11 protein-coding genes are annotated in these 13,264 nt (G+C 73.1%); 9 read left to right on the top strand and 2 right to left on the bottom strand.

Translation table 11 applies throughout. The annotated features are described in order from the left end of the window. Window positions 1–230: 230 nt before the first annotated feature. Genes egtA through egtD form a run of 4 tightly spaced genes read left to right on the top strand, consistent with a single transcriptional unit; the run spans window position 231 to window position 4,679 of the window. Entirely contained in the window at window positions 231–1,547 is a 1,317-nt protein-coding gene (gene egtA / locus IE318_RS37050) for an ergothioneine biosynthesis glutamate--cysteine ligase EgtA (protein ID WP_189907320.1), read from the top strand. After that, a complete protein-coding gene (egtB, locus tag IE318_RS37045; RefSeq protein WP_189907319.1) occupies window positions 1,544–2,929 on the top strand; it encodes an ergothioneine biosynthesis protein EgtB in 1,386 nt (461 codons plus the stop codon). Before egtA ends, egtB begins: the two co-directional genes overlap by 4 nt. Then, complete coding sequence (egtC, locus tag IE318_RS37040; protein WP_189907318.1) at window positions 2,929–3,720, top strand: ergothioneine biosynthesis protein EgtC; 792 nt, start codon at window positions 2,929–2,931, stop codon at window positions 3,718–3,720. Before egtB ends, egtC begins: the two co-directional genes overlap by 1 nt. After that, a complete protein-coding gene (gene egtD, locus IE318_RS37035) occupies window positions 3,717–4,679 on the top strand; it encodes an L-histidine N(alpha)-methyltransferase (protein ID WP_189907317.1) in 963 nt (320 codons plus the stop codon). The genes egtC and egtD overlap by 4 nt, the downstream gene beginning before the upstream one ends. Window positions 4,680–4,721: 42 nt before the next feature. Here the strand turns inward: egtD and IE318_RS37030 are convergent, their stop codons facing one another. Further along, window positions 4,722–5,981: an extracellular solute-binding protein gene (locus tag IE318_RS37030; RefSeq protein WP_189907316.1), complete on the bottom strand. Its 1,260-nt coding sequence runs from the start codon at window positions 5,979–5,981 to the stop codon at window positions 4,722–4,724. A 285-nt stretch (window positions 5,982–6,266) separates the two neighbouring features. Here IE318_RS37030 and IE318_RS37025 point away from each other — a divergent pair, with 285 nt between their 5' ends. Continuing rightward, window positions 6,267–6,482, top strand: a complete 216-nt coding sequence (locus IE318_RS37025) for a dodecin (RefSeq protein ID WP_030183685.1) — start codon at window positions 6,267–6,269, stop codon at window positions 6,480–6,482. A gap of 36 nt (window positions 6,483–6,518) precedes the next feature. On the opposite strand, the gene IE318_RS37020 is transcribed toward IE318_RS37025, so the two are convergent. After that, the gene (locus tag IE318_RS37020; RefSeq protein ID WP_030183682.1) at window positions 6,519–7,010 is read right to left on the bottom strand and encodes an LNS2 domain-containing protein; all 492 of its coding nucleotides are present in this window, start codon (window positions 7,008–7,010) and stop codon (window positions 6,519–6,521) included. Window positions 7,011–7,295: 285 nt separating this feature from the next. On the opposite strand from IE318_RS37020, the gene IE318_RS37015 reads away from it, so the two are divergent. From IE318_RS37015 to IE318_RS37000, 4 genes are all read left to right on the top strand, one after another. Next, a complete protein-coding gene (locus IE318_RS37015; RefSeq protein WP_030183679.1) occupies window positions 7,296–7,538 on the top strand; it encodes a hypothetical protein in 243 nt (80 codons plus the stop codon). An 83-nt stretch (window positions 7,539–7,621) separates the two neighbouring features. Beyond that, the gene (locus IE318_RS37010) at window positions 7,622–8,638 is read left to right on the top strand and encodes an LLM class flavin-dependent oxidoreductase (RefSeq protein WP_189907315.1); all 1,017 of its coding nucleotides are present in this window, start codon (window positions 7,622–7,624) and stop codon (window positions 8,636–8,638) included. Between the two features lie 249 nt (window positions 8,639–8,887). Next, a complete protein-coding gene (locus tag IE318_RS37005; protein ID WP_189907314.1) occupies window positions 8,888–11,305 on the top strand; it encodes an ATP-binding cassette domain-containing protein in 2,418 nt (805 codons plus the stop codon). Window positions 11,306–11,400: 95 nt separating this feature from the next. Further along, window positions 11,401–13,155 (top strand): NlpC/P60 family protein, encoded by a 1,755-nt coding sequence (locus tag IE318_RS37000; protein WP_189907313.1) that lies wholly within the window; start codon window positions 11,401–11,403, stop codon window positions 13,153–13,155. The last annotated feature ends 109 nt before the right edge of the window (window positions 13,156–13,264 follow it).

Here is a 13,264-nt window from a genome sequence, read left to right as displayed (position 1 = left end):
CGGGAGGGAGGCCACCGGCGGGCCCCACGAGAGGCCCGTGACGGAACCCGCCCCGTGAAGCGCCGTGAGGCACCGGCAAACATCGCGGAAACAGAGATTTCAAGGCAGGATTGTCCCGATCTGCACCCTTGTGCGAATCGGCCGCAGGGTCTTGGGTGGGACGGTGTGACTCCGCCCCGGCCCACCGATCCCGGGCCGGTGGCATGGTGGAATCTCAGGAGGATCCCGACATGTCAGATTCGCCCGCCGCCCCGGCGAGCGGCTGTACGCAGGGCCGTACGGCCCTCACCGAGGCCGAGGTCGAGGCACTGGTCAGCGGCATCTGCTTCAAGACCGGACCACCCCGCTCCGTCGGCGTCGAAGTGGAATGGCTCGTCCACGAGCTGCGTACCCCGCGCGTCCCCGTGACGCCCGAACGTCTGGAAGCGGCGTACGCCGCACTGCGGACCGTGCCCCTGAGGTCGGCGCTCACCGTCGAGCCCGGCGGCCAGCTGGAGCTGAGCTCGCCGCCCGCCGCCTCCCTGATGGAGTGCATCGGTACCGTCTCCGCCGACCTCGACGCCGTCCGTGCCGTACTGGCCCAGGGCGGCCTCCGCCTCGTCGGCGTCGGCCACGACCCCTGGCACAGGCCCCGCAGGTTCCTGCGCGAGCGGCGCTACGACGCCCTGGAGACCTGTCTGGACCGCGGCGGCCCGGCCGGCCGGCACATGATGTGCGCCACGGCATCCGTGCAGGTGTGCCTGGACGCCGGCCACGAGGAGCCGGGGCCGCTGGGCCATGTGCGACGGTGGTGGCTCGCACACCAGCTGGGACCCGTCCTGGTCGCCGCGTTCGCCAACTCCCCGCTGCTCGGGCGCCGGCCCACCGGCTGGCTCTCCACCCGGCAGCTGCTGTGGACGGAGATAGGTCCCGGCAGGGCGGGCGCTCCCCCGCTGGACGGCGCTCCGCGCACCGCGTGGGCGCGGCACGTGCTGGACGCGCCGGTGATGTGCGTACGCCACGACAGCGGGCCGTGGGAGGTCCCCGAGGCGCTGACCTTCCGGGAGTGGATCCGCTCGGGCCGGCCGAGGCCGCCGACGAGAGACGACCTCGAGTACCACATGACCACACTGTTCCCTCCGGTCAGGCCGCGCGGCCACCTGGAACTGCGCATGATCGACGCCCAGCCCGGCGACGACGGGTGGATCGTGCCGCTCGCGGTGACGACGGCGCTCTTCGACGACCCGGAGGCGGCCGAGACCGCGTACCGGGCGGTGAAGCCGCTCGCCGAGCGCACCCTCGCGCTGCCCGCGCCGCACAATCCGCTGTGGACCGACGCCGCCCGCACCGGGCTCGCCGACCCGGAGCTGCACGAGGCGGCGATCGCCTGCTTCGTCGCCGCCCTGGACGCCCTGCCGCGGCTCGGCGCCACCGCCGAGGTCACCGACGCCGTCGGTGCGTACCTGGACCGCTACGTCCTCAAGGGCCGCTGTCCCGCCGACGATCTGCTCGACCGACTGCGCGGCCCGGACCGCCGTCGCGCCCACGGGAAGGACATCCGCACATGACCGACCCCGCATCCGACACCGCGCCCGACACCGCCCTCGACTCCGCGCCCGAGTCCGCGTCCGGCCGCGAGTCCGACCCCGAGACGCTGCGTGAGCGGGTGCTCGGCTCGCTCACCACGGCCCGGGACCGCACCACCCTGCTGACCACCTGCGTCGAGGAACCCGATCTCACCGCCCAGCACTCGCCGCTGATGTCCCCCCTGGTGTGGGACCTCGCGCACATCGGCAACCAGGAGGAGCTGTGGCTGCTGCGCGCGGTCGGCGGCCGGGAGGCCATGCGCCCGGAGATCGACGGCCTGTACGACGCCTTCGAGCACCCGCGCGCCGAACGCCCCTCGCTGCCTCTGCTGGCACCCGACGAGGCCCGCTCGTACGCCGCCGAGGTGCGCGGCCGGGTGATCGACGTCCTGGAGTCCACCGCGTTCCACGGCACGCGGCTGACCGAGGCGGGCTTCGCCTTCGGGATGATCGCCCAGCACGAACAGCAGCACGACGAGACGATGCTGATCACCCATCAGCTGCGCCGGGGCCCGCAGGCCCTGACCGCGCCGGACCCGGAACCGGCGCCCCTGTTCACCGGCCCGGCGGAAGTACTGGTCCCCGGCGGCCCGTTCACCATGGGCACCTCCACCGAGCCGTGGGCGCTGGACAACGAACGGCCCGCGCACGTGCGCGAGGTGGCGCCGTTCTGGATCGACACCACCCCGGTCACGAACGGCGCGTACACGGCGTTCATCGAAGACGGCGGCTACGACGACCCGCGCTGGTGGGCGCCGGACGGCTGGACCCACATACGGCGGCACGAGATCAACGCGCCGCTGTTCTGGCGCCGTGACGCCGGGCAGTGGCTCCGGCGCCGCTTCGGCGTCACCGAGGTCGTGCCGCCCGACGAGCCGGTGCTGCACGTGTGCTGGTACGAGGCCGACGCGTACGCCCGCTGGGCGGGGCGCCGGCTGCCCACCGAGGCCGAGTGGGAGAAGGCGGCGCGCCACGACCCGGCGGGCGACCGCTCGACGCGCTACCCGTGGGGCGACGCCGACCCGGCCCCCGAGCACGCCAACCTCGGCCAGCGGCATCTGCGCCCGGCCCCGGCCGGCAGCTACCCGGCCGGTGAGTCGCCGCTGGGCGTACGGCAGTTGATCGGTGACGTGTGGGAGTGGACGGCGAGCGACTTCGTGCCGTACCCGGGGTTCGTCGCGTTCCCGTACAAGGAGTACTCGGAGGTGTTCTTCGGGCCCGAGTACAAGGTGCTGCGCGGCGGTTCGTTCGCCGTGGACCCGGTGGCCTGCCGGGGCACGTTCCGCAACTGGGACTACCCGATCCGGCGGCAGATCTTCTCCGGGTTCCGCACGGCCCGCTCGGCCGACCGGGGAGACGCCTGATGTGCCGTCACCTGGCGTACGTGGGAGACGAGGAGCCGATCGGCCGGCTCCTGGTGGAACCGCCGCACGGCCTGTACCGGCAGTCGTGGGCGCCCAGGCAGCAGCGGTACGGGACGGTCAACGCCGACGGCTTCGGCGTCGGCTGGTACGCGGCGGGCGACCCGGTGCCGGCCCGCTACCGCCGGGCCGGGCCCGTGTGGGCGGACCTGTCCTTCACCGACCTGGCCCGGGTCGTGCGCACCACCGCACTGCTGGCCGCCGTACGGGACGCGACCCTGGCGGGCGCGGACGCGGAGGCCGCGGCGGCGCCGTTCGCCGCGGGCCGGTGGCTGTTCAGCCACAACGGCGCCGTCCCCGGCTGGCCGGGCTCGCTCGCGGGCCTCGCCCGCAGCCTGCCGGCCCAGGACCTGCTGTCGCTGGAGGCCCGCAACGACTCCGCGCTCGTCTGGGCGCTGGCACTGGCCCGGCTGCGCGGCGGCGACGAGCCGGGTCAGGCGCTCGCCGACACCGTTGTGGAGGTGGCCTCGGCCGCCCCCGGCGCCCGGCTCAACCTGCTGCTCACCGACGGCGGGACGATCACCGCGACCGCCTGGGGCGACACCCTGTGGTACCTCGCCGAGCCCGGCCGGAGCGCGGTCGTGGCCTCCGAACCGTACGACGACGACCCGCGCTGGCTCCAGGTACCCGACCGCACACTGCTCGCGGCGAGCCGCCAGGACGTCCTGCTCACCCCGCTCAAGGACCTCACCGAGGACCTGGCATCCGCACCATCCGAGGAGCCGAGCCGTTGAGTCCCTTCCACGTCACCCGCACCCTACCCGAGGACGCCATGGCCGCCGCCCTGCGCGCCGACGTCCTGCACGGCCTGACCACCGACCCCAAGACCCTGCCGCCGAAGTGGTTCTACGACGCGCATGGCAGCGACCTGTTCGAGCGGATCACCGAACTGCCCGAGTACTACCCGACCCGCGCCGAGCGCGAGATCCTCGCCGGCCGGGCGCACGAGATCGCCGCCGCACTGCCCGCCCGCACACTCGTCGAACTGGGCTCCGGCTCCTCGGAGAAGACGCGCTACCTGCTCGACGCGCTGTCCGGCCTGCACAGCTACGTGCCCGTCGACGTCAGCGAGAGCGCGCTGGAGCACGCCGGGCAGGCCCTGGCCGCCGAGCGGCCGGGGCTGAACGTGCACGCCCTGATCGCCGACTTCACCGCCGGACTCGCGCTGCCCGACACGCCCGGTCCCCGGCTGCTGGCCTTCCTCGGCGGCACGATCGGCAACCTGCTGCCCGACGAGCGCGCCGGCTTCCTGGCCGGGGTGCGGGCCCTGCTCTCCCCCGGTGACGCGCTGCTGCTCGGCACGGACCTGGTGAAGGACGAGGCCGTGCTGGTGCGGGCGTACGACGACGCGGCCGGGGTGACGGCGGCGTTCGACAAGAACGTCCTGACCGTCGTCAACCGCGAACTGGGCGCCGACTTCGACCCGGACGCATTCGACCACGTGGCGCTCTGGGACGCCGACCACGAGTGGATCGAGATGCGCCTGCGCTCCCGCACCGCCCAGACCGTGAAGGTCCCGGCCCTCGACCTCGCCGTCCACTTCACCGCGGGCGAGGAGCTGCGCACCGAGGTCTCGGCGAAGTTCCGCCGAGAGGGGGTGAAAGCCGAGCTGGCCGCCGCCTCCCTGGACCTGACCCACTGGTGGACCGACACCGACAACCGCTTCGCGCTGTCGCTGAGCGTGGCGCGGTGACCGGTGACCGGTAACCGATGACCTTCGACCCGGGCCGGCGGGTCAGCCCAGGCCGGGGGCCAGTTGTTCGGTGATGCGCCGGGAGGCCTGGCGGGCCGCGGTGCGCGGGTCGGCTCCGTCGAGCACCTTGGTCATGTACTCCTTGATCGGGTTGTCGGCCTCGACGGCCGCCCACTGCGGCGTACTGGGGGTCGCCCGGCCGTGCGCGGCGCCCGCCGCCATGGCCGCGACCGCCTCCTCGCCGGCGACGGCCGGGGCGAGCGTCGTCTTGTTGGGGACGTAGTTCATCGTGCGGGCCAGATCGGTGTCCCACTTGGCGCCGGTCAGGGCCGCGACGACGGCGACGGCGGCGTCCCGGTCGTCGGTGTTCCTCGGTACGACGAAGTCGGAGCCGCCGGTGAAGACGGTGCCCGGCCGTCCGGCGGTCTTCCCGGGCACGGGGAAGAAGCCCAGCTCGTCCTTGAGTGCGGGGTTCTTCTGCACGATGGCCTGGACGACCCCGGGCACGGCCACGATCTGCGCCACCTTCCCGCCCGCGAAGACCCCGGCCTGCGGCGGGTGCTCCTCGTCGGCGTCGGCCGGGCCGTTCCCGAGCGCCTGCAGCCGCCGGTAGAAGTCCATCCCGCGCAGGGCGGCCGGGGTGTCCAGGGTGCCCTTCCAGGTGTTGGTGGACTGCTTGGCGAGGTCGCCGCCCTCGTCCCAGATGAAGCCGGACAGCGTGTACCAGTCCTGTCCGGCCAGGTAGATGCCCTGGTTGCCGCCGGAGTCGAGCTTCTCGGTGTCGGCGAGCCACTCGGCCCGGGTGCCCGGCGGGGAGGTGATGCCCGCCTTCTCGAACAGGTCCTTGCGGTAGATCACCACCCGGCTGGCGGCGTACCAGGGGATGCCGAACTGCGCGGAGTTGTCCAGGCCCGGCTCGGCGAGGCCGGGCAGCCAGTCCTGCATGCCCCAGTCCCGCATCGACTCCAGGGTCAGGTTGGTCAGCCGGCCGCCCTCCACGTACTGGGCGACCTGTGTGTTGCCGACCTCGATGACGTCGGGACCGGCGTCGGAACTCGCCGAGAGCGCGGCCTGCACCTTCGGGCCGATGCCGGTCCACTGCTGGATACGGATGTCGAGGCGCAGATCGTCGTGGCCGCGTTCGAAGTCCTCGGTGAAGCGGCGCAGGAAGTCCTGCGACGCGCTGCCCTGCATCAGCCACACGGTCACGGTGTGCCGCCCGCCTCCGCCGCCGGGCAGCGCACCGCAGGCACTGACCAGGGAGGCGGACGCACAGACGAGGGCAAGAAGGCGACGTCTCACGAAGGGGTCCTTTTCTGTCTGTGGACTTCTGTCTGTGGACAGGGAAGATCCCGACGTGGGGGGCCGAGCAGAAGGCTCGCACGGGTGTGCTGGGATTTTGGTATGGACCAATACATTGGTCAAGTGGCACACCGGTCACAGTCCGCACATCTCGCGATCCGCCTCCGCATACGGCACGGTGGAGTGACGTGGGACACGCTCGTCACCGGCGTGTCACCGACGGATGTGACGACCCCCGTCACCGTCCACGGCGCCAGGCGCGTCGTCCGCGAGAGGAGCACCCGCATGACCGACCACATCTACCGGGTCACCGAAATCGTCGGTAGCTCGCACGAGGGAGTCGACCAGGCCATCCGCAACGCCATCACCCGCGCCTCGCAGACCGTACGCAACCTGGACTGGTTCGAGGTGACCCAGGTCAGGGGCCAGATCGAGAACGGGCAGATCGAGCACTACCAGGTGGGGCTCAAGGTCGGCTTCCGGATCGAGGACGCGGACTGAGGCCGGCCGGACCGCCACGGGCAGCCCCGGCACCCGTCAGGTCCGCCCCTCGCGCTCCTGCGCGATCTTCAGCTCGGCGGAGGGGGCCGCCCAGCGGGCGCGCAGGACGCGGAAGCCCGCCCCTTCGGCCTCCGCGCACACCAGCTCGTCGTCGTCCACGAGGACGCGGATCTCCCGGGTACGGGCGAGCCGTCGCAGGATCTCCAGCTTGGTGCGGCGGGCCGGCCTGCGGTCGTCGTCGCGCCGCATGTGCACACGTCCCTCGGGCAGCCCGTGGGCGGCGAGCCAGTCGAGGGTGTCCCGGCGGCACCACTCGGGCCGCCCGGTGAGGTAGACGACCTCGCATTCGCGCGCACTGTCCAGGGCGAGGCGTACGCCCTCGGCGAGCGGCGGATCCTGGGGCGCGGCGGCGAAGAAGGCGTCCCAGTCCCGGGGCCGCTGCTCGAGGAACCGCTGCCGGTGCGCCGTGTCGGCGAGGGTGTTGTCCAGATCGAACACGGCGAGGGGCCGCTGGCTGCTCTCCTTCACACGCACAGCCTAGGGGGTGTCTCGTCGATCAGGCCGGATCAGGGAGCGGTGGCTGGTGGTGGGGGTACCTCCCACGCCGTTCAGGCAGTGGGGGAGCATCGCAAGGCGGAGGAGGGAGTCGATGCGGAGCATCGGCGACCGACGACAACGCGGCGAGGTGCGGTGCCGGCCACCGCGAGCCCGGCATGATCGACGAGACACCACCCTAGGGTGCGCGTGCGCCCGGCGGAGCGGACTGCGTGCCGTCCGGATGCGGGGGCGGGCGCGGCGCCTGATGCTGGGAACATGTCCGGATCACTGCCCGTGACCGTGCACCCGCCCTCGCCGACGGGCGGCCGGCGCGTCCGTGTGGACGGCGAGATCCTGGGGCTGGCGTACAGCATCGCGGATGTCGCCGAGTTCCTGCGCCGGGCCGGCCTCGAGGTCGACCCCGCGGAGGTCTCGGTGTCCCCGCTGATCGACTGGCGCGGCGTCGGCCCCGAGTACTGGGGCCCGGAGACGGACGGCGCCTCCCCCGACTCCGGCTGACCCCGGGGCCCACCCCGCAGCACCGCTCGCCGCCCCACGGCACCGCGCGGGAATCACGGCGTTGCCCCCGCGTTGAACCGGGTGTGAGTTCCCTGATCTCGGCCACCCGCTTCTCCGTCCTGGACCGCTCCCGCACGCGCGAGGGCCACCCGCCCTCGGAGGCGCTGCGCGACACCGTGCGGCTGGCGCAGGAGGTGGAGCGCCTCGGCTACCACCGGTTCTGGGTCTCGGAGCACCACGGCGTGCCCGGCGTCGCCGGCTCCGCACCGACGGTGCTGGCTGCCGCCGTGGCGGCCGCGACCCGCACGATCCGGGTGGGCGCGGGCGGCGTGATGCTGCCCAACCACCAGCCGCTGGTGGTGGCCGAGCAGTTCGGTGTGCTGGAGTCGCTGTACCCGGGGCGCATCGACATGGGCCTGGGCCGTTCCGTCGGCTTCACCGACGGCGTGCGCAGGGCCCTGGGACGGGACAGACACGCCGCCGAGGACTTCGGGGCGCAGCTGGCCGAACTGCTCGGCTGGTTCGAGGGCACGTCCCCGACGGGCGTGCGCGCACGGCCCGCCGAGGGTCTGCGCGTGCCGCCGTTCGTGCTGGCGACGGGCGAGGGCGCCGCGATCGCGGCCCGCGCGGGCCTGCCCATGGTCATCGGCGACCTGCGCGACCGGGAGAAGACGCTGCGCGGCATCGAGCGGTACCGCGACGCCTTCCGCCCCTCCCCCTGGGCGCGGGAGCCGTACGTCGTGATCTCCGGCACGGTCGCGGTGGCCGGCACCCCCGGGGAGGCCCGCCGGCTCCTGATCCCGGAGGCCTGGTCCATGGCCCACGCCCGCACCCACGGCACCTTCCCGCCGCTGCCGCCCGCCGAGCGCGTGGAGTCCCTGCCGATGACCGCCAAGGAGCGCGGCTTCTACGACTCCGGTCTGGCCGGCCACCTCACGGGCACCGAGGAACAGGTCGCCGGGGAACTGGAGACGGTGTTGCAGGAGACGGGCGCCCAGGAGGTCCTGCTCACCACCAGCACGTACGACCGCGAGGCGCTGCTGGACTCCTACCGGAGGCTGGCACGCCTCTTCACCGCCCGGGAGCGAACCGGCCGCTAGCGCGGCGCCGTCATGCGGCGTCGGTGAATCCGCCCTCGCCATCGCCACTCAACTCGTCCGGGCTGCCGAAGAGTTCCGAGACGGCCCCGGCCGCCGGCCGCACGAGCCGCTGGCGCTGCGCAGCGCCTCCGACACCGGCCGTTCGTCCCGCACGGCCCGCCGTGGGAGCGGATCCCGGCCCGGGAGGGAGTTCGCATACGATTGCGGGGTTTGCCCCTCGACCACCGCACCTGGGTACGGAGCGACCCCATGCACACCCCCCACGACCCGTACGTCCGTGTCCGCGGTGCCCGTGAGCACAATCTCAAAGGCGTCGACGTCGATGTGCCGCGGGACGCGCTGGCCGTGTTCACGGGGGTGTCGGGGTCGGGGAAGTCGTCGCTGGCGTTCGGGACGATCTACGCGGAGGCGCAGCGGCGGTACTTCGAGTCGGTGGCGCCGTACGCGCGCCGGCTCATCCACCAGGTGGGGGCGCCGAAGGTCGGGGAGATCAGCGGGCTGCCGCCCGCGGTGTCGCTGGAGCAGCGGCGGTCAACGCCGACCTCGCGGTCCTCCGTGGGCACGGTGACCAACCTCTCCAACTCGCTGCGCATGCTGTTCTCCCGGGCCGGTGACTACCCGCAGGGCGCCGAGCGGCTGGACTCGGACGCCTTCTCGCCGAACACGGCGGCCGGGGCCTGCCCGGAGTGCCACGGCCTGGGGCGGGTGCACCGTACGGAGGAGGACCTGCTGGTCCCGGACCCCTCGCTGTCGATCCGCGAGGGGGCGATCGCGGCGTGGCCGGGTGCCTGGCAGGGCAAGAACCTGCGGGACATCCTGGACGCGCTCGGGTACGACGTCGACCGGCCCTGGCGCGAGCTGCCCGCCGAGCAGCGGGAGTGGATCCTGTTCACGGACGAGCAGCCGGTGGTGACCGTGCATCCGGTGCGCGAGGCCGATCGGATCCAGCGGCCCTATCAGGGCACGTACATGAGCGCCCACCGGTATGTGATGAAGACGTTCGCCGATTCGAAGAGCGCGACGCTGCGGGCGAAGGCCGAGCGCTTCCTCGTCTCGGCGCCCTGCCCGGTCTGCGGTGGCAGCAGGCTGCGGCCGGAGGCGCTGGCCGTCACCTTCGCCGGGCGCACCATCGCCGAGCTGGCCGCGCTGCCGCTCGGCGAGCTGGCCGGGGTCCTTCGGGGCACCTCGGAGGCCGCCCGTGTCCTCACCGACGACCTGAAGTCCCGTATCGCGCCCGTCCTCGAGCTCGGCCTCGGCTATCTCAGCCTGGACCGGGCCGCGCCCACCCTGTCGGCCGGTGAGCTCCAGCGGCTGAGGCTGGCCACCCAGCTGCGCTCCGGGCTGTTCGGCGTGGTGTACGTCCTCGACGAGCCGTCGGCGGGTCTGCACCCGGCGGACACCGAGGCCCTGCTCACGGTGTTGCAGCGGTTGAAGGCCGCGGGCAACTCGGTGTTCGTGGTGGAGCACCATCTGGACGTGGTGCGCGGCGCTGACTGGGTCGTGGACGTGGGGCCGCGGGCCGGCGAGCACGGCGGGCGGGTCCTGCACAGCGGACCCGTCGCCGAGCTGGCGGGGGTGGCCGAGTCGGCCACGGCCCGTCACCTGTTCGGCCGGGGCGGCGCGCCGGTGCGCCAGGTCCGGCCGCCGCGCGGGCAGCTGACGGTCGGGCCGGTCACCCGGCACAATCTGCGCGGGGTGACGGCCGAGTTGCCGCTCGGGGCGTTCACCGCGGTCACCGGTGTGTCGGGGTCCGGCAAGTCCACGCTCATCGGGGCGATCACGGAGGATCTGGCCGGGGTCGGGCGGCTGGTCCGCGTGGACCAGAAGCCGATCGGGCGTACCCCGCGCTCCAACCTGGCCACCTACACCGGGCTGTTCGACGTCGTACGGAAGGTGTTCGCGGGCACCGACACGGCCCGCGAACTCGGTTACGGGGTCGGGCGGTTCTCCTTCAACGTGGCCGGTGGCCGGTGCGAGACCTGCCAGGGCGAGGGGTTCGTCAGCGTGGAGCTGCTGTTCCTGCCGAGCACCTACGCCCCGTGCCCGGACTGCGGTGGGGCCCGGTACAACCCCGAGACGCTCCGGGTGACGTACCGCGGGCGGAACATCGCCCAGGTGCTGGACATGACGGTCGAGGGCGCGGCGGAGTTCTTCGCGGACACCCCGGCCGCGGCCCGCAGCCTCGGCGCCCTTCTCGACGTGGGCCTCGGCTATCTGCGTCTGGGCCAGCCCGCGACCGAGCTGTCCGGCGGCGAGGCACAGCGCATCAAGCTGGCCAGTGAGCTCCAGCGCGGGCGCCGCGGCCACACCCTCTACCTCCTGGACGAACCGACGACCGGTCTGCACCCGGCCGATGTCGAGGTGTTGATGCGGCAGCTGCACGGGCTGGTCGACGCCGGGCACACCGTGGTCGTCGTCGAGCACGACATGTCCGTCGTCGCGGGCGCCGACTGGGTCGTGGACCTGGGGCCGGGCGGCGGCGACGCGGGTGGCCGGATCGTGGCGGCGGGACCGCCGGTTCAGGTGGCCCGGACGGAGGGAAGCGCCACGGCGCCCTATCTGGCGCGGGCACTGCGGCCGGGCACCGGGAGCGCCGAGGGGACTCGAGGCGGCAAGGACGGTGGGGGCCGCCGCGAGGAGGAAGGCGGGGTCCCGACACAGGACTGACCGGGCACATCGGGACGCTCAACGCATAGGGATCTTACGAGACTTGTCCCGAGTCGGCGCCCGCGGCCGCCGGGCCGTACTGGATCATGGCGACCATGACGCACACCTCTCGTCGCGGCCTGCTCGCCGCCTTCGCCGCCACCGCCGCCGCCGTCCCGCTCAGCGGTCTGGCCGCGGCCCCCGCACGTGCGGACGCCGCCCCCACGACCGTGGACCCCCTGCCGGCGCCGAGCGGCCTGACCGCGGCCCGCTCCTCGGTGACCCTGCCTCCGCTGGACGCCTCCTACTTCACGCCGGTGACGCTGTCCTCGCCGCTCACCGCCACCGTGCTGCCCGGGACCCCGGCCCGCACGGAGATCACCTCCGGTGGCAGACGCGTCGCGCTGCTCACCCACGGCGCCCGGACCGTGCTGCTGCCGGGCCCGCGAAGAACGTTCGCCGAGAACAAGCGCCCCTTCGTGGACGACTTCGGGCGCACGCTGCCGGACACCACACTGCCGGAGGCCGACCGCGTGTACTGGGGCACCTCCCCGGGCGGCGGCAGCTGGTCCACGCTCGGGCCCGCCGACACGGACTACTCGGTCGTGTCCGGCACCGGCATCATCGCCCTGACCACCGACTACGCCAGCCGTCACGCGACCCTGCGCGACGGCGAGATCACCGACGTCGACGTGCGTTCCGTGGCCCGGTTCGACAAGGTGCCCACCGGGCAGGCGTGTTCGTACGCGCTGTCCTTCGGTTACCAGGACCCGCACAACAACTACCGTGCCCGGCTGTCCTTCCTGACCACCGGAGCGGTCGAGCTGCGCGTCGAGAAGGAGGTCGCCGACACGGTCACGTCCCTCGTCCCGGCGGTCACGCTGGCCACGGGCAACCCCGCCGGCACCGACTGGACGATCCGGGTGCGCCGCGAGGGCACCCGGATCCGGGCCAAGGCCTGGCGCTCGGACGCGACGGAACCGTCCGCGTGGGCCGTGGACACCAGTGACCCGACCTTCGGCAAGGGCCGGGTGGGTCTGCGCGCCCTGGCCAACGACGGGTGCACGAACCTGCCGGTCAAGCTGCTGGTGAGCCGATTCGAGGTGGACGCCGCGAACTGGGACACCCCGCCGACCGTCACCCATGGCGACTGGGTGCGGGTGCTGGCCCAGCCCTTCGACGGCACCTGGACGACGGAGCTGGAGCAGACCATCCGCGGCTGGGCCGGCTCCACCGTGCCGGACGTGCTGGCGTACGCCGCCATGTTCCTCGGGGGCGCTCCCGCGGTCACGACCGGGGACGGGCCGGCGCAGGGCAAGCAGGTGCTGGGCGAGTCCGGTTACGGCTATCTCGACCCGCACGGCTTCCGCTACGAGGGCGCCGACTTCCACGAGTACATGAACGTCGGATGGACGTTCCCCGACGGCACCTACACCGGTCCGTCCAGCAAGCAGGTCGGCAACCTGGACTGCTCGGGCTACACGCGCATGGTGTACGGCTACCACATGGGCGTGCCGATGGCCGCGGGCGCGGACACGTCCGGGGAGCGGATACCGCGCAACTCCCGCTACATCGTCGACTACGCGCCCGGTGTCGTCATCGACCGGACCGACGGCACCAAGCCGCCCGCCGCCACTCTGCTCCAGCCCGGTGACCTCGTGCTGTTCAACGCCGACTCCGGCGACGACAACCCGACCGTCACGGTCGACCACGTCGGGATCTATCTGGGCGCGGACGCGGCCGGCAAGCGCCGCTTCCTGTCCAGCCGCAAGACCGTCGACGGGCCCACCATGTCCGACCTCGGCGGCGCCTCGCTCCTCGACGGCACGGGCACCTACGCCACGTCGCTGCACACCGTGCGCCGTATCTGAGGCACCGCGCCGCTCTGCGTGTTCACGCGACCAGGGGGTGTCTCGTCGATCAGGCCGGATCAGGGAGCGGCGGCTGGTGGTGGGGGCACCTCCCACGCCGTTCAGGCAG

The organism is Streptomyces spiralis, from assembly GCF_014654675.1.
Lineage (GTDB): Bacteria > Actinomycetota > Actinomycetes > Streptomycetales > Streptomycetaceae > Streptomyces > Streptomyces spiralis.
Note: the sequence above shows the minus strand (reverse complement) of the source record. Positions and strands in the feature narration are given on the sequence as shown.

What these genes read in the sequence shown, in the direction of transcription:
- IE318_RS37005 (WP_189907314.1), top strand. Translation starts at nt 8,888, where the DNA reads ATGCACACCCCCCACGACCCGTACGTCCGTGTCCGCGGTGCCCGTGAG.
- egtC (WP_189907318.1), top strand. Translation starts at nt 2,929, where the DNA reads ATGTGCCGTCACCTGGCGTACGTGGGAGACGAGGAGCCGATCGGCCGG.
- IE318_RS37025 (WP_030183685.1), top strand. Translation starts at nt 6,267, where the DNA reads ATGACCGACCACATCTACCGGGTCACCGAAATCGTCGGTAGCTCGCAC.
- IE318_RS37015 (WP_030183679.1), top strand. Translation starts at nt 7,296, where the DNA reads ATGTCCGGATCACTGCCCGTGACCGTGCACCCGCCCTCGCCGACGGGC.
- egtA (WP_189907320.1), top strand. Translation starts at nt 231, where the DNA reads ATGTCAGATTCGCCCGCCGCCCCGGCGAGCGGCTGTACGCAGGGCCGT.
- egtB (WP_189907319.1), top strand. Translation starts at nt 1,544, where the DNA reads ATGACCGACCCCGCATCCGACACCGCGCCCGACACCGCCCTCGACTCC.
- IE318_RS37000 (WP_189907313.1), top strand. Translation starts at nt 11,401, where the DNA reads ATGACGCACACCTCTCGTCGCGGCCTGCTCGCCGCCTTCGCCGCCACC.